General features: G+C 72.3%; 11 protein-coding genes and 1 pseudogene. 5 read left to right on the top strand and 7 right to left on the bottom strand.

Features of this window, described 5'->3' with window-relative positions:
• Window positions 1–138: 138 nt before the first annotated feature.
• Together Q6350_RS03830 and Q6350_RS03825 are read left to right on the top strand one after the other, a co-directional pair.
• Window positions 139–741 (top strand): SigE family RNA polymerase sigma factor, encoded by a 603-nt coding sequence (locus Q6350_RS03830; RefSeq protein ID WP_304602904.1) that lies wholly within the window; start codon window positions 139–141, stop codon window positions 739–741.
• On the top strand, window positions 738–1,946 hold the full coding sequence (locus tag Q6350_RS03825) for a hypothetical protein (protein WP_305065329.1): 1,209 nt from the start codon (window positions 738–740) through the stop codon (window positions 1,944–1,946). The genes Q6350_RS03830 and Q6350_RS03825 overlap by 4 nt, the downstream gene beginning before the upstream one ends.
• Before the next feature lie 92 nt (window positions 1,947–2,038).
• Here the strand turns inward: Q6350_RS03825 and Q6350_RS03820 are convergent, their stop codons facing one another.
• Window positions 2,039–2,794, bottom strand: a complete 756-nt coding sequence (locus tag Q6350_RS03820) for an excalibur calcium-binding domain-containing protein (protein ID WP_305065327.1) — start codon at window positions 2,792–2,794, stop codon at window positions 2,039–2,041.
• A 274-nt stretch (window positions 2,795–3,068) separates the two neighbouring features.
• Here Q6350_RS03820 and Q6350_RS03815 point away from each other — a divergent pair, with 274 nt between their 5' ends.
• Window positions 3,069–6,740, top strand: coding sequence for a TM0106 family RecB-like putative nuclease (locus Q6350_RS03815; RefSeq protein WP_305065325.1), 3,672 nt, complete (start codon window positions 3,069–3,071; stop codon window positions 6,738–6,740).
• A 102-nt stretch (window positions 6,741–6,842) separates the two neighbouring features.
• Here Q6350_RS03815 and Q6350_RS03810 read toward each other — a convergent pair whose 3' ends face one another.
• The gene (locus tag Q6350_RS03810; RefSeq protein WP_305065323.1) at window positions 6,843–7,454 is read right to left on the bottom strand and encodes a hypothetical protein; all 612 of its coding nucleotides are present in this window, start codon (window positions 7,452–7,454) and stop codon (window positions 6,843–6,845) included.
• Between the two features lie 319 nt (window positions 7,455–7,773).
• Entirely contained in the window at window positions 7,774–7,977 is a 204-nt protein-coding gene (locus tag Q6350_RS03805; RefSeq protein WP_171246087.1) for a cold-shock protein, read from the bottom strand.
• A 609-nt stretch (window positions 7,978–8,586) separates the two neighbouring features.
• On the opposite strand from Q6350_RS03805, the gene Q6350_RS03800 reads away from it, so the two are divergent.
• Entirely contained in the window at window positions 8,587–9,888 is a 1,302-nt protein-coding gene (locus tag Q6350_RS03800; protein WP_304602897.1) for an ABC transporter substrate-binding protein, read from the top strand.
• A 315-nt stretch (window positions 9,889–10,203) separates the two neighbouring features.
• The gene (locus Q6350_RS03795) at window positions 10,204–11,238 is read left to right on the top strand and encodes a hypothetical protein (RefSeq protein WP_304606495.1); all 1,035 of its coding nucleotides are present in this window, start codon (window positions 10,204–10,206) and stop codon (window positions 11,236–11,238) included.
• A gap of 476 nt (window positions 11,239–11,714) precedes the next feature.
• Here Q6350_RS03795 and Q6350_RS03790 read toward each other — a convergent pair.
• From Q6350_RS03790 to Q6350_RS03775, 4 genes and pseudogenes are all read right to left on the bottom strand, one after another.
• Window positions 11,715–12,491, bottom strand: a pseudogene (locus Q6350_RS03790) (ABC transporter ATP-binding protein); the annotation flags it as partial.
• On the bottom strand, window positions 12,488–13,399 hold the full coding sequence (locus tag Q6350_RS03785; protein ID WP_305065319.1) for an ABC transporter ATP-binding protein: 912 nt from the start codon (window positions 13,397–13,399) through the stop codon (window positions 12,488–12,490). The gene Q6350_RS03785 and the pseudogene Q6350_RS03790, both read right to left, overlap by 4 nt.
• Window positions 13,389–14,393, bottom strand: coding sequence for a branched-chain amino acid ABC transporter permease (locus Q6350_RS03780; protein ID WP_304602895.1), 1,005 nt, complete (start codon window positions 14,391–14,393; stop codon window positions 13,389–13,391). Before Q6350_RS03780 ends, Q6350_RS03785 begins: the two co-directional genes overlap by 11 nt.
• 13 nt (window positions 14,394–14,406) lie before the next feature.
• Entirely contained in the window at window positions 14,407–15,828 is a 1,422-nt protein-coding gene (locus Q6350_RS03775; RefSeq protein WP_305065316.1) for a branched-chain amino acid ABC transporter permease, read from the bottom strand.
• Between the last annotated feature and the right edge of the window lie 13 nt (window positions 15,829–15,841).

Raw genomic sequence — 15,841 nt, 5'->3', positions numbered from 1 at the left:
GATCGGCAGCTCGTGCTCGGCTCGGCAGCTCAGGCTGCCGATCACGGCACGAGCTGCCGACCAGATCTGTGAAGGGCGGAACCTTTCGCCATCGCTGCTGCGTCTACGGTGCATGGAGCCTCGGGAGCAGGAGCGTTGATGGGCGAGATGATCCAGGTCCCGATCGCCTCGCCGGGGACGACGGACACCGTCCGGGCACCGTCGACCGCGGTCCACGAGGAGGCCACGCCGACCACCGCGGTCGCCGAGTTCACCGCCTTCGCCCGTGCCCGGACCGCGGGGCTGTACCGCATCGCCTTCCTGCTCTGCGGGGACGAGCACCGGGCCCACGACCTCGTCCAGACGGCGCTCGAGCGCACCTATCGTGCCTGGCCGCGGATCAGCAGCGACCCGTTCGCCTACGCGCGGCGGGTCGTGGCGACCTCCCGGATCGACACGTGGCGCCGCACGCGCCGTGAGGTGCTGCGCGACCCGGCCCCCGGGACGTCGGACCTCGGCGCCTCCGAGCACGCCCCGGACCACGCCCGGCACGTCGCCGAGCGGGACCGGCTCGTGCGTGCCCTGCAGATGCTGCCGGAGACGCAGCGCCGTGTCGTCGTGCTGCGCCATCTGCTGGACCGGAGCGAGCAGCAGACCGCCGACGAGCTCAACCTGGCCCGCGGCACCGTGAAGTCCGCCGGGTCGCGCGGGCTGGCCGCCCTGCGGGCCGTGCTCACCACGACCACCGAGGAGGACGCGTGAACGCCCAGGACCCGCTGCTCGCGGAGCTGCGCGAGGCCGTCGACCACCTCGAGGTGCCACCCGGTCTCGACCCCGACCGGATGGCACGACGCGCGGTGCGCCGTGTCCGCGCGCGCCGCGTCGTGCTCGCCGGAGGAACTGGCGCCCTGGCGCTCGTGCTCGCCGTCGGCGGTGTGCAGGCGTTGCCCGAGCTGGTCGACCGGCCCCTCACCGGTGCGGTGCTGCCCGGCGGTCCCGGGCCGAGCGAGACGGTCCCCCGGGCGGCCGACGGCGCGGCGGACCGCGTGCGGGTGTGGCTCGGGCCGGTGGTCGTGAGCCTGCCCGCGGACTGGGAGGCGGACGGCCCGGTCGTCCGTCGGGACAGGTTCTTCGAGGTCACCGGCCGGACCGGGGGGATCGCGGACCTGACGGTCAGCGTCGGGGCGACAGAGCGATCCGGGTACATCTTCTACTCCCAGAACCTCGGTTGGACGGTCGACGACCCGGGTGCCACGTTCCCCGACGTCCCCGGCGCGGGACTGACCGTCATGCGTGTGGTCGCCGGGTCCGGGGACACGCTCCGCGCCGTGCTCTCGGTGAGCACGGACGTCGGCGCGAAGTACGAGGTGATCATCGGCGACGTGCCGGACACGGCCGCCGGCCGCGACGTCCTGCAGGGTGTGGTGGACAACCTCTCGGTCGAACGGGAGATCCGGTCGTCGCAGGGCGTGCACACCCTCGACGCCGGGGCGGGACTCCCTGCCGGATGGCGCGAGATCAAGGCCGGCCGCCTGCGGCTCGGCGTCCCGGACGACTGGCAGGACGTCGGTCCGTGGACGGACGACCCCGGGTCGATGATGGCCGTCAGCCCGGACGACGATGGGTTCGGGGTCGCCCCGGCCGTCGTCGCCGTCCGTCCGACACCGCCGTCCGCGGCCTGGATGGTCTCCGCGCCGCCGAAGCAGACGATGTACCTCCTCGAGGTCGACGGTGCCCGGCGGGTCGTGGTCACGCCGACGTCAGGATCCTGGTGGATCTGGGACACGGGCGACGCGGCCTCGGCGGAGGCCTATGGCCGCCAGGTCGAGGTCGAGGCTCAGGACGTCCGGATCGACGTCGAGCTCGACGTCGGCGAGCAGTACACGGTGCACCTGGAGCTGCCCACGGGAGAGGACGGTCAGGAGCTGCTGAACGGCATCCTGGGATCGCTGCGCGTGGCCGACTGATCGCGGACCTGGTCGGCCGATAGTCGTCGGTTCGGCACGTCGAGGTGCCGAACCGACGACGACCCCGCCGTCCAGGTCAGTCGAGCGAACGGCTACTCCCCCTCCTCGCAGGCGATGCCGTTGCCGTTGGGGTCGAGACCGCTGCGGTAGCCGGGCGAGCCCTGGTAGATCGGCGCGGCGCCGTCCTGACGGGCGGCGTCGCAGTTCCAGTACCACCACTGGCCGCCGCCGTCGTCGTCCCTCTTGTCGTTCCCCTGCTGCTGTTGCTGCTGCAGCTGCTGCTGCTGGGCGGCCTGGTCGTCGAGCTCGGCCTGTCGGCTGACCAGCTGCGACTCCTTCTCCGCGATCTCGGACTCGCGCTCCTTGAGGGATTTCTCCCGTGCCTCGAGCTCGGCGGCACGCTCGGAGAGCGCCGCCTTGTCCTCGGTGACCTCGGCCTCCAGCGCGGCGGCCTGCTCGACCTGCCGTTCGGCGTCGGCGATGGCCTGGCGGGCGTCACCGGTCTGCACCATCGAGAACATCACGCCGACGATGACCCCGAGGGCCAGGCAGGCGACGGCGACCCCCGCGACGAGCACGGTCGCCGGACGCTGCCGCCGACCGGCGCGTGCCTCGCCCCGGTTGGTGTCGTGGCCCGGTGCGTTCGGCGGCGCGGCGGCGGGCTGTTGCGGCGGGACCGGCGTCGTGGCGCGAGCGGTGGGATGCGGGTCGTGCACCGGCCGCGCGGACCCGTGCGCCGAGGCCCGGGTGGCCGACGGTGCGGGCGGCGGACCGGCGTCGGGCCGCACGGGTGCCATGACCGTGGTCGCCCCCGGGTCGCCCGCACCCTGGGGCGGGGCGGAAGGCACGGCTGCGGCGCGCGTCGTCGCAGCAGGCGCAGGCGCAGGCGCAGGCTGGGGCGGGGGCGGGGGGTCCTCCACCCAGTACTGCCATCCCGGAGGCGCCGGGGGCCACGAGGGGTCGGGTGCCCAGTGCGCGTCTGGCCGGAACCCTGGGGGGACCTGCCAGCCGGGCGGGGGGTTGAATCGCACGGTCATGGGTCTCCTTCGGCGTCGTGCGGCCCCACTATGGCGGAAACATCCCCTTCAGGTCCATGTCGGCGGTCGCTGGTAGACCTGGGACATGTTCCTCCTGGACGGCGCCGGTGAGCCGCGGCTCGTGCACTCGGCCAGCGACCTGGTGGTGGCCGCCGAGTGCGAGCACGCGCTCCTGCGCCGCCTCGACGAGGTCCTGGGCCGGGTGCCGCAGCGGCCCCGGGACGCCGACGAGATGCTGGCGCGCACCGTCGCGCTCGGCGAGGCGCACGAGGCGTCCGTGCTGGAGGACTTCCGGGCCCGGTTCGGCGAGGCCCCCGACGACGGCGGCCCCGGCGGAGTCCTGGAGGTCCCGGCGCCGCGACGCATGGCGTACGACGACCTCGTCGCGGCGCACTCCGCGACGCTCGCCGCGCTCGAACGCGGGGCCGACGTCGTCTACCAGGCGGCGTTCTTCGACGGGAGGTTCCACGGGCGGGCGGACTTCCTCGTGCGCGACGCCGGTCCCGGCGACGACCGACCCCGTTACGCCGTCTGGGACACCAAGCTCGCCCGGCGGGAGAAGGTCCGGGCGGTGCTGCAGCTCGCCGCGTACGCCGACCAGCTCCTCGCCGCCGGGATCGACCCCACCGAGCACGCCCACCTGGTGCTCGGCACCGGCGAGATCACCGAGCACGCGCTTGCCGAGGTGCTGCCGGTGTTCCGGGCGCGGCGTGACCGGCTGCTGGACGTCGTCGCCCGGCACGTCGAGGAGGGAGCGCCGGTCGAGTGGGACGCCCCGGGGCACGTCGCCTGCCAGCGGCTCGGCGTCTGCCCGGACTGCGCCGAGTCCGCGGCCACGCACTCGGACGTGCTGCTCGTGGCCGGCGTCCACGCCCCGCAGCGCGCTCGGCTCGCCGCCGCCGGCCTCACCACGATGAAGGACCTGGCCTGTGCCGAGCAGCCCCCGGCGGGGACGGCGGCCGACCGGTTCGCCGGCCTGCAGCGACAGGCCGGGCTGCAGCTCGGCACCGACCCGGGCGACGGCTCGGTGCTGCTGGAGACGCCCGAGGGGTCACGCGAGCTGCGCTGGGCGCTCACCGACCCGGCGCCCGTGGAACGACTGCCGCCGCCGAGCGACGGCGACGTCTTCTTCGACTTCGAGGGCGACCCGCTGTGGGCCCCCGCGGACGCGCTCACCCCGGCCGAGTCGGGGATCGACTACCTCTTCGGCTGGGTCACCCGTGACCTCGACGCCGAGGGGCGGCCGTCGTTCCACGCCCTGTGGGCGGACACCTGGGCCGACGAGGCCGACGCCCTGGTGCGGTTCGTCGACGCCATGGCCGAACGCCGTCGTCGGTGGCCCGACATGCACGTCTACCACTACGCCGCCTACGAACGGACGCACCTGCTGTCCATCGCGGCCCGGCACGGGGTGTACGAGGACGAGGTCGACGAGCTGCTGCGTTCCGGAGTGCTCGTCGACCTGTACGCCACGGTGCGGTCGGCGATCCGGATCTCCGACCGGTCCCGGTCGATCAAGAAGCTCGAACCGCTGTACATGGGCGACGAGGCGGCGCGGTCCGGCGTGACCGACGCCGCGACGTCGGTGGTCGAGTACGCCGAGTACTGCGAGCTGCTGGCTGCGGGGGAGCACGACGAGGCCGCGCAGCGCCGCGAGGAGATCCTCGACTACAACCGGTACGACTGCCTGTCCACGCTGCGGCTGCTGGACTGGCTGCGCTGGGCGCACGACGAGGTGGTCGGCCCGGTCGAGCGGCCGGTTGCCGAGCCGCTGCCCCTGGAGGAGCCCACCCCCGAGAACCCGGAGAGAGCCGCCCGGGAGGCGCTCGAGGCCGAGATCCGGGACGCCGTCGCGCACGCGCACCCCCACGAGCCCGCCGAACGGGCGGCTGCCCGCGCGCTGAGCCTGCTGGGTGCCGCGGTCGGCTACCACCGGCGCGAGGGCAAGCAGTTCTGGCAGGCGCACTTCTCCCGCATGCAGCTTCCGCCCGCCGAGTGGCCGGGCCGCCGGTCGGCCGCGGTCGTCGAGGGCGGGCGGGTGCTCCGCGACTGGGAGGTCGAGCCGGGCAAGCGGGCGCCGTCGCGGCTCCTGGCCCTGGCGTGTCCCGCCGTGGAGGGCAGCGAGCTGCGCGCAGGGGCGAGCGCGTTCCTGCTCTACGACGTGCCGTGCCCACCGGTGGTCACGAACGTGGGACCGCTGGCGGAGCGCTGGTTCCACAACAAGATGGCGATCGCCGAGGTCGAGCGGGTCGTCGACGGCGACCGTGAGCTGGACGTCTTCACCGTGCGGGAGCACGTGGGGGCCGGCCAGGAGACGCACGACGACCTGCCGTGCGCCCTGAGCGTCAACAGCCACGTCCCCGCCGGCCCGTTGGAGACGGCCACCGAGGAGGCCGGGCGGGCGGCGCTGGAGGCCTGGCGCTCCGGTGCCGCGGCAGGCGTGCCGATGGCGGAGCGGCTGCCCGCCGGGCCGATGACGGACCTGCTCCAGCGACGCCCCGCCCGGGTCGCCCGGGGACTGCCAACACCGGCGGTGGGGCCGGACGGCGAGCCCGACGTGGTCGCGGCCGTGGAGCGGGCGGTGCGGGCGCTCGACCGGTCCTACCTCGCGGTGCAGGGTCCGCCCGGCACCGGCAAGACCTACCTCGCCTCCCACGTCATCGCGGCGCTGGTCGCCGACGGCTGGCGGGTCGGCGTCGTGGCGCAGTCGCACGCCGTCGTGGAGAACCTGCTGCACGGGGTGCTGGCCGCCGGCGTCCCGGCCGAGCAGGTCGCCAAGAAGCTGCCCTCCGGCGTCTCGCCGGCGCAGTCGAGGACCCCGTGGCAGGACGTCAACGCCGACGGGCTGCAGGTCTTCGCTGCCGAGGCCGACGACGCGGGACGTGGCTGCGTCGTCGGAGGGACGGCCTGGGACTTCGCGCACGACCGATGGGCGCCGGAGGGACTGGACCTGCTCGTCATCGACGAGGCCGGTCAGTTCGCGATCGCCAACACGGTCGCGGTCGCGCGGGCGGCTGCACGGCTGCTGCTGCTCGGCGACCCGCAGCAGCTGCCGCAGGTGTCCCAGGGGGCGCACCCCGACCCGGGGGTCGCCGGCTCGGCGCTCGGCTGGCTCGCCGACGGCCACGAGACGCTGCCCGAGGAGTTCGGCTACTTCCTGCCCGCGTCCCGGCGGATGCACCCGGCGCTGTGTACGGCGGTGTCCGAGCTGGCGTACTCCGGTCGGCTGCACGCCCACGCCTCGGTCCACGGGCGGTCGCTGGACCCGGTGGAGCCCGGTGTGCACGAGGTGCTCGTCGACCACGCCGGCCGGGCGGTGTCCTCGGCCGAGGAGGCCGAGGAGGTGGTCCGGCAGGTCCGGGCGGTGCTGGGCCGGCCCTGGGTCCGGACCGTCGGCGCGGAGCCGCGGGACCTCGGGCCTGCGGACGTCATCGTCGTGGCCGCGTACAACGCGCAGGTGCACACGATCCGCCGCGCGCTGGCCCGGGCCGGCCTGGACGACGTGCGCGTCGGCACGGTGGACAAGTTCCAGGGGCAGGAGGCGCCCGTGGCGGTGCTGTCCATGGCCGCCTCCTCGCCGGAGGACGTGCCCCGGGGCATGGGGTTCCTGCTCAGCCGGAACCGGATCAACGTCGCGGTCTCCCGGGGGCAGTGGCGGGCGGTCGTGATCCGCTCGCCGCGGCTGACGGACTACCTGCCGACGTCGGTGACGGACCTGCAGCAGCTCGGGGCGTTCCTGCGCCTCACCGCTCGCTGAGGCTTCCCCCCGACCCCCGACCCCCGACCACCGACCCGCGAGTCAGGACGATCTGCGACGAGTCAGGGCGATCTGCGGCGAGTCAGGACGGGACTGCGCGAGTCAGAAGTCGAAACCGCCGCCGTCGCCACCGAAGAAGTCGCCGAGGCCGCCGCCGCCCTCGTCGCCGCCGCCGAAGAACCCACCGAACATGCCGTCGTCCCCGGCGGCCTCCGCGCCGCCGGCATCCATGCCCGCGGCCTCGGTGTCGGCACCGGCGTCCGCCCCGGCCTCGCCGGCCTCGCCGGCCTCCCCCTCGCCCGCAGCGGCCGCGTCCTCGGCGACCGGCGTCGTCGGGTCGCCGAACGCCGGACCGAACATCGCGTTGGCCACGGCCGAACCGATGACGACACCGACGACCGTGCCGAGGAGGCTGGATCCCATCATCGAGCCGAAGCTCGGGCCCCTGGCACCGGCCGCGGCCCCCGGCCCGCCGGAGCGGAACGTGTTCTCCAGGGTGCCCGGGTTGCGCATCTCGGCGCGGGTCGCCATCCGGGCCAGCGACTGCGGGTCGTCGGTGGTGGCGCGCTCGGAGGCAGGCACCGTGGCGCCGACCTCGGTGAGGACCTGGCGGCGCTGCTCCGGAGTGAGCTGGGCGAACGCCTCGGCATGGGCCTGCTCGACGGCGTCCGGCGGGGCGGTGCGCAGCAGGTAGCGGTAGCGGTCGATCGCCACGTCGTCGGGTGAACGGTGCGAGGTGGGACCCCCGCTTCGCGGGTCCGCGGAGGACGGTGCGGGCGTGGCGTACCCGCGCGGGGTGCCTCCGCCCGTCATCCCGGGGATGGAGCGCTCGTCACGTGACCTGCCGAGGAGTCGGTCGAGGAATCCCATGGTGGTGGAACGGTTCGTGGTCCCCCGGGGTTCCCGGGGGAACCGGGTGGGGCGGGCGGTCCCTGGAGACGACAACGGCCCGCACCCGCCGCCGTGAGGCAGCGAGTGCGGGCCGTGCGAGTCTCTGGTGCGTGCCGCCGTCAGGAAGCACGCGGACGAGAGATCAGAGCGGGCGAACGTTCTCCGCCTGCGGACCCTTCGGGCCCTGCGTGACGTCGAACTCGACCTTCTGCTCCTCGTCCAGGCTGCGGTAGCCCTGCGTCTGGATCGCGGAGAAGTGGACGAACACGTCAGCGGTGCCGTCCTCGGGAGCGATGAAGCCGTAGCCCTTCTCGCTGTTGAACCACTTCACGGTTCCGGTGGCCATGGGTACTCCTTCAAGAGCTCGCAGCCCCCGCCTGTCGGGGACCGCGCATCACGGTGTTCGTCGTCAAACTCTTGTGGAACCAAGGTCCGCCGGTGCGCCGGGGTCAATCCTGAACGACCCCGCCTCCCGACGCAGGACGGGGGTCCGTCCGGTACGAGCAAGACACTGCAACGGCCCTAACGGTACGCGAGCGGAAGTCCTCGCACCAGCACATCGGCGAGATTCTCGGTCCGATTGTCCCGAACATCACCCGCGACGGCGTCCGAAGGCCGGTCCTGACCCCGGCTCGGGTGCCCCGTGAGTCGATCTGTACCCGGTGTGAGCTCCCGTGGTCCGGTCCCGGACGGGGCGGCCGCCTCGACGCGGGCGGTGCCGTGACGGTGGTGGTGGGGAGGTCGGCAGCACCGTGACCACGCTGTTCGCCCGGAATCCTGCGGAATCCGCCAGGCCCGCAGGCCTATCTCGCCGGGGTGAGCCAGATCACAGGTTCGTCACGATCTGTCGAGAGTGACGGATCTGACACATGTATGTCACACATGAGGACTAGTTTCAGCGCCACTACATGCGGCATTGAGTGCCGTGGCACGCCCGACCCCGAAAGGGAAACTCATGACTCGACGCATGACGGCCGCGAAGGGCCTCGCCCTCGCCGCGGCGCTCAGCCTGGGCCTGACGGCCTGCGGCTCCGACGACTCGGCCGACGAGGCCGCGGACACCTCCGAGGAGTCGATGGACGAAGGGTCGGCCGACCCCCTGACCATCGGCACCATCCTCCCGGTGACCGGCACGCTGTCCTTCCTCGGCCCGCCCGAGATCGCCGGCGTCGGTCTGGCCATCCAGGACATCAACGAGGCCGGCGGCGTGCTCGGCAGCGACGTCGAGGTCGAGTGGGGCGACTCCGGTGACAACACCGACCTGACGGTCGCGAACTCGACCGCCACGGACCTCATCTCCAAGGGTGCGGACGCCGTCATCGGCGCTGCGTCGTCGTCGGTCTCCCTCGGTGTGGTCGACGTCTTCGCCGAGGCCCAGGTGATGCAGATCTCGCCGGCGAACACCGCCGCCGACCTGTCGGGCTACGGAGACTTCTACACGCGCACCGCCCCGCCGGACACCGTCCAGGGCGCCGCGCTGGGCTCGCTGATCCTCGACGGCGGCCACCAGGACGTCGCCATGATCGTCCTCAACGACGCCTACGGCACCGGTCTGCGCGACCACACCCAGAGCGCGATCGAGGCCGGCGGTGGCACGGTCGTCTACGGCGCCAACGGCGCCGGCGAGGAGTTCCCGCCCGGTGAGACGAACTTCGGTTCGCAGGTCTCCGCGGCGCTGGGCACCGACCCGGACGCCCTCGTGGTCATCGCCTTCGAGGAGACCGTGGCCGCGGTGAACGAGCTCGTCGCCCAGGGCTGGGACTTCGACGGCACCACCTACTTCACGGACGGCAACCTGTCCGACTGGAGCGGTGACTTCGACGAGGGCACCCTCGCCGGCGTCCAGGGCACGCTGCCCGGTGCGCAGGCCGAGGACGACTTCAAGGAGCGCCTGAACACCTGGCACGAGGAGAACGAGGGTTCGTCCCTCGACGGGTACTCCTACGCGGCCGAGTCGTACGACGCCACCATCCTGGCGGCCCTGGCCGCCGTGCGGGGCGAGGGTACCGACGGCGTGACGATCTCCGAGAACATCGCGGCCGTCTCCGGCGCCGAGGGCGGCACCGAGGTCACCACCTTCGCCGAGGGCGTCGAGGCGCTCGAGGCCGGTGAGGAGATCGACTACACCGGTCCGTCCGGCACCGGCCCGCTGAACGAGGACAACGACCCGTCGTCCGCGTTCATCGGCATCTACGAGTACGGCGACGACAACACGTACACCTACGTGCGGCAGATCGAGGGCCAGATCGGCGGCTGACGCCCCGGTCGAGCCTGCCGGGATGTTCATCCCGGTCTGCTGACGACGGCCCGGTCTCCTCTGCGGAGGGGACCGGGCCGTCGTCGTCCACAAGCTGCCCCTCGGCGTTCGCGCTCCGCCGCGGGTCAGGGTGCTGCCCGGCGGGTCAGGGTGCTGTGCCGCGAGGCAGGACGAGTTCCGGCCGGTCAGGAGCCCCCGGGAGCGCACGTCGCCCCTGAGCAGCAGTGCGGGCTGTCGGTCGTCCACGGCGCCGTTCGTCCACCGAAGGCCCGCACGACCCGCCCTCCGCGGGCCGTGTCGCGCGAGCCTCGTCGCATGAGCGATCCACCGCACCTCCCCGCCATCCACCGCCTCGAGCAGATCCTGTCGACGATGGCGGTGCCCGGCTCACCGCTGCGCACCATGCTGTCAGCCGACCGGGCGTGCCCACCGACGGTCCCTCGAGCGGTGGACCTCTCCCGTGCGGACCGCGACCGCATCGCGGCCCAGGTGGCGCAAGGAGCCTTGAGGTCGGACCGCGGCGTCATGACGCCGACCGGCCACGGCGACACCGAGCACGCCGAGGCCGTCCTGGCGGGTGTCCGGGCGCTGGTGAGCTCGTCGCGCAGCCGCATCTGGTTCAGTCATGCGACCGCCGCGATGCTGCACGGTGCGTGGACCTATGCGACCCCTGCGCTCGTCCATGTCACGCACGTCGTGAAGCCGCGGGTCTCCCTGACGGCGGAGCCGACGGTGCGGCGGCACTTCACGTGCCTGCCGACCCGGGAACAGGGCCTGATCGAGGGCGTTCCGGTGACTTCGCCCGAGCGGACGCTCGTGGACTGTCTGCGGACGTTGTCGCCGGAGGGAGCGCTCGTGGTGGCCGATTCCCTGTTTCGCCGCGGCGCCGACCCGAGGGAGGTCTCGCGGATCATGACGGCCTCGGCGGGCAAGCGCGGAATGATCCAGGCACGCCGGCTCCTCGACGTCTGCGACCCACGATCGGGATCCCCCGGCGAGACGGTCGCGCGGTTGATCGCCATCGACGACGGCCTGCCCCGGCCCGAGTGCCAGATGGAGGTGGCGACGACGTCGGGCACGCGGTTCGTCGACTTCGGTTGGCCGGAGATCGGCGTGGGTGTCGAGTTCGACGGTGCCGTGAAGTACTCGGGAGGGTCCTTCGGTGTGCCGATCGAGGTGCTGCGGCGTCAGGAGCGACGCCACGCCGAGATCGCCGAGGCCGGTGTCGAACTGGTGCGGCTGGGCTGGGACGACCTGGCCGATCGGTACGACCCGGGAGCGTCCATGCGCGAGGCGTACTACCGACGGCTGGGACGTCGCCGGAGCGCCGCCGTCGGCCGCGCTTCCTGACGGCGGATCCGGGCGGAGGCGGTCCCGGGCCGTCATGCGTCCTGACCCGCGGTCGACCGACGGGCGACCATGCGCTCCGAACACGGGTTCTCGACGGAGGACGGCGACGGCGGGCGCCCGGGTAAACCCGGACGCCCGCCGTCCTCACTCATCCGTCAGGACTCCTGACTCGCGCAGGGCCGTCCTGAGTCGCGCAGGGCCGTCCTGACTCGCGCAGGGCCGTCCTGACTCGCGCAGGGCCGTCCTGACTCGCGCAGGGCCGTCCTGACTCGCGCAGGGCCGCCCTGAGTCGCGCAGGGCCGCCCTGACTCGCCGGGGAGTGGTCCCCCTCAGGCCTCCCCGTCCCGGGAGGCCCGCGGGGTCTCCGTGGCCGGCTCGGCGGCGTCCGTGCGCTCGGCCTGGTCCGTCGCGTCGCTCTCCGGCAGCTGGTCGGCCTCCCGGGCCTGATCTGCCTCCCGGGCCTGGTCGGCCTCCTCGACGTCCTCGGCCAGCGTGCCCAGGTAGAGCGAGATGACCTTCGGGTCGTTGAGCAGCTCGCGCCCGGGGCCGGAGTAGGCGTCGGTGCCCTGGTCGAGCACGTAGCCGCGGTCGCAGATCTGCAGGCAGCGACGGGCGTTCTGCTCGACCATGATCACCGAGACGCCGGCCTTGTTGATCATGCGGGTGCGCAGGAACGTCTCGTCCTGGCGCACCGGCGACAGGCCGGCGGACGGCTCGTCGAGCAGCAGCACCGACGGGTTCATCATGAGCGCCCGGGCCATCGCGACCATCTGACGCTCACCACCCGACATGGCGCCGGCCCGCTGGGCGCGGCGGTCGTGCAGCACGGGGAACAGGTCGCCGATGAACTGCCAGCGCTCGCTGAAGATCTTCGGCTTGAGGAACGTGCCCATCCGCATGTTCTCCTCGACCGTCAGCGAGGGGAACACGTTGTTGTTCTGCGGCACGTACCCGACACCCTGGGCGACCAGCTTGTTGGCCTTCATCCCGGTGATGTCCTTGCCCTGCAGCGTGACGGTGCCCGAGTGGATCTTCACCAGGCCGAACAGGGCCTTGAGCAGCGTCGACTTCCCGGCGCCGTTGGGGCCGATGATACCGACGAGCTCACCCTGACGGACCTTGAGCGAGCATTCGTTGAGGATGTTCACCCCGGGCAGGTAGCCGGCCACGAGGTTGTCGGCGTGGAGCAGGAGATCCTCCGTGGGGACGTCGTCGATCGGCGTCTCCCGCGGAGCGGTGGTGGTCTGGCTCATCGTTCCTCCTCCTCGGCCTCGTACCGGGCGAGGACCGCCGGGTCGAGCAGCGAGTCGTCACCGAGGTCGGTGTCGTGGTGGGCGCCGAGGTAGGCGTCCACCACGGCCTCGTCCTTCATCACGCTGCTGGGCGGCCCCTCGGCCACGATCCGGCCCTCGGCCATGACCACGACCCAGTCGCTGATGTGCCGGACGGCGTGCATGTCGTGCTCGACGAACAGCACGGTCATGCCCTCGTCGCGCAGCGCCTGGACGTGCCCGAGCAGGGACTGGACGAGCGCCGGGTTCACGCCCGCCATGGGCTCGTCGAGCATGATCATCGTCGGGTCGGTCATCAGCGCGCGGGCCATCTCGAGCAGCTTGCGCTGACCGCCGGACAGCGAGCCGGCGTAGTCGTCCGCCTTCGTGTCCAGCTTGAACCGGGCGAGGATCTCCATGGCCTTCTCGGTGGAGTCGGCCTCGTGCTTCTTCCACAGGAACGGCAGCCAGGACAGCCACAGGTTCTCCCCGGGGTTGTCCCGGGAGGCCAGCAGCATGTTCTGCAGCACGGTGAGGCGTCCCAGCGCCTTGGTCAGCTGGAAGGTGCGGACCACACCCGCCTTGGCGACCGCGGCACCGCTCTTGCCGGACAGCGACCGTCCCTGGAAGGTCCATTCGCCGGTGTTCGGGGTGTCGAACCCGGTGAGCAGGTTGAAGAACGTGGTCTTGCCGGCACCGTTCGGCCCGATGAGGGCGGTGATGACGCCCTCCTGGACCTCCAGGTGGTCGACGTCGACCGCCGTCATGCCGCCGAACCGCCGCACGACGTGGTCGGCGACGAGGATCGGGTCGGGCTTGGCCGCCCCGGGCTCGTGGGCGACGTCCGCCAGCGACGTGCTGCGGGCCGTCGTCGTCTCGTCAACGGACATTGAACGCCAGCTCCTTCTTGTTCCCGAGGATGCCCTGTGGCCGGAAGATCACCAGGCACATCAGGGTGATGCCCACGAGCATGCCGCCGATGTACTCCACCTGGGTGGTGGAGATGACGGTGCCGACGGCGGTGTCCTCGGACAGGGCGCGCATCCCGGTGCGCATGAACATGTAGGCGGTGAAGAAGATCATCGATCCGAGCACCGGACCGAAGACGGTCGCGGCACCACCGAGCAGCAGGACGGTCCAGACGAAGAACGTCATGGTGCGCCCGCCCATCGAGTCGGGGGAGATCGCCAGGGGTATCGCGTAGACCACGCCGGCCAGCGCACCGATCGCCCCGCCGAGCACGAGGGCCTGCAGCTTGTATGAGTAGACGCTCTTGCCGAGCGCCCGCACGGCGTCCTCGTCCTCACGGATGCCCTTGAGCACGCGGCCCCAGGGGCTGCGCGTGATGAGCCAGACGAAGATCAGCACCAGCGCGACGAGGCCCCAGGCGAAGATGCGGGTGAACCAGGAGTCCGACCCGGTGTTGATGTACTCGAACGGGCCGAGGGCGAATCGGCCCTCCGGCAGGAACGACAGCGCGTGGAACGGGTCCTTGTAGTAGCGGCCCTGCAGACCGGAGGCGCCGCCGGTCCACTCCTGCCAGAGGGTGGACCGGCCGAACCATCGGACGATCTCCGCGGCGGAGATGGTCACGATCGCCAGGTAGTCGCCACGGAGCTGCAGCGTGGGCATGCCCAGCAGCAGGGCGAACACGACGCCGGCGGCGATCGCGATGAGGAAGGCGAGCCAGATCGGGCCGCCGAGGGTCAGCGTGATGCCGAACCCGTAGGCGCCCAGGAGCATGAAGCCGGCCTGGCCCATGTTGAGCAGTCCGGTGTACCCGAAGTGCAGGTTGAGGCCGATCGCGGCGATCGCGAAGGCCGCCGTGGTCGGGGCGAGGATCTCGCCTGCCGACTGCGTGAGGATGCGCAGGAACTCTTCCATGGTGTGACTCCTTTCAGCCGACCCGCTCGCGGCGGCCGAGGATGCCCTGCGGCCGGAACAGGAGCACGAGGATGAGGATCACCAGGGCCGACGCGTAGCGCAGGTCGCTGGGGATGACGAGGTTCGACAGCTCGACGACCTGGCCGATGAGCAGCGATCCGACGAACGCCCCGAGCGCGGTGCCCAGGCCTCCGAGGGTGACGGCCGCGAACATGAGCAGCAGGAGCTGGATGCCGAGCTGCCAGTTGAAGGAGCCGAACGAGGTGCCCCACATCAGGCCGGCCAGCGCGGCGAACCCGGTGGCCATGACCCACACGAGGCGGATGATCTTGTCGGGGTCGATGCCGGTCGCCGAGGCCAGCGCCGGGTTGTCCGACACGGCACGGGTGGCGCGGCCGATCCGGGTCCGGGTGAGGAACCAGGCGATGCCGAGCACGCACACCAGGGCGACCAGCATGGAGATCCACGAGGCGGCGCTGAGGGTGATGCCGACGATCGTGATCGGTCGCGGGTTGGACGACAGGATCCGCTCGGAGCCACCGCCGATCAGCAGCTGGATGACGTACTGCAGCGTGATCGAGAGGCCGATCGAGACGATCATGAGCTGCATGACCGGCACGTTGCGCTTGCGCAGCGGCCGCCAGATCCCGGCGTCCTGGGCCCAGCCCGTCATGCCGCACACCGCGATCGTGAGGATGCCGCCCAGCCAGATCGGCATGCCCATCACGTTGATGGTGAGGAAGCCGAGCGCGGCGCCGAGGGCGAACTGCTCGCCGTGGGCGAAGTTCGACAACCCGGTCGTGCCGAACACGAGGTTGAGGCCGATGGAGGCCAGGGCCAGCAGGAGCCCGAACCGCAGCCCGGAGCCGATCTGCTGCCACAGCTGACCCCAGTTGAAGTCGCGCTGGGAGGCGTCGCCCTCCGGGGCGGCGCCCACGCCTTCGTCGCCGCCCTCCGGCGCCGTCGTGGCGCCCCCGGTGTCCTCGGCGGTCTCCGACGGCGCCGCAGGTGCCTCGGCACCGCTGCCGACACGGAAGGCGGCGCGGGCCGTGGCCCCGGTCTGGGCGACGACCTCTCTCTCGAGCTCGGTGCCTTCGGGCAGCTGCTGGTCGTCGGGGAGCGTCGAGGGGTCGATGGCCACGACGTAGCGCCCGACCTCCGGCACGGCGACCGCCACGGGCCGCTCGTCCGTCGTGATCAGGTCTGCCGTGAACCCTTCGCCGGTCACGAGCAGCTCCACACCCGCGACGTGGTCGTTGTCGGCGGTCAGGACCATGCCGGCCACACAGGCCGTCTCGTTGTCGGGCTGGCAGGTGGCGTCGTCGGTGCTTGCGGTCGCGGGGTGCGCGACGAGCATCGCCGGTAGCAACGCGAGAGCGACGGCGGCGATCGCGCGCCGGGTCCTCCTCGCGAGGTCGAGTCGGTCCGCTGTCATCGGACGAGTCCTC

It is taken from the genome of Isoptericola sp. b515 (genome assembly GCF_030588125.1).
GTDB lineage: Bacteria > Actinomycetota > Actinomycetes > Actinomycetales > Cellulomonadaceae > Isoptericola > Isoptericola sediminis.
The sequence above is the reverse complement of the archived record's forward strand: the minus strand, read 5'-3'. Positions and strand labels throughout refer to the sequence as shown.

Excerpts from the sequence above, each read along its gene's own strand:
- Q6350_RS03785 (WP_305065319.1), bottom strand. The coding sequence starts at position 13,399 with ATGTCCGTTGACGAGACGACGACGGCCCGCAGCACGTCGCTGGCGGAC.
- Q6350_RS03830 (WP_304602904.1), top strand. The coding sequence starts at position 139 with ATGGGCGAGATGATCCAGGTCCCGATCGCCTCGCCGGGGACGACGGAC.
- Q6350_RS03815 (WP_305065325.1), top strand. The coding sequence starts at position 3,069 with ATGTTCCTCCTGGACGGCGCCGGTGAGCCGCGGCTCGTGCACTCGGCC.
- Q6350_RS03805 (WP_171246087.1), bottom strand. The coding sequence starts at position 7,977 with ATGGCCACCGGAACCGTGAAGTGGTTCAACAGCGAGAAGGGCTACGGC.
- Q6350_RS03780 (WP_304602895.1), bottom strand. The coding sequence starts at position 14,393 with ATGGAAGAGTTCCTGCGCATCCTCACGCAGTCGGCAGGCGAGATCCTC.
- Q6350_RS03800 (WP_304602897.1), top strand. The coding sequence starts at position 8,587 with ATGACTCGACGCATGACGGCCGCGAAGGGCCTCGCCCTCGCCGCGGCG.
- Q6350_RS03795 (WP_304606495.1), top strand. The coding sequence starts at position 10,204 with ATGAGCGATCCACCGCACCTCCCCGCCATCCACCGCCTCGAGCAGATC.
- Q6350_RS03775 (WP_305065316.1), bottom strand. The coding sequence starts at position 15,828 with ATGACAGCGGACCGACTCGACCTCGCGAGGAGGACCCGGCGCGCGATC.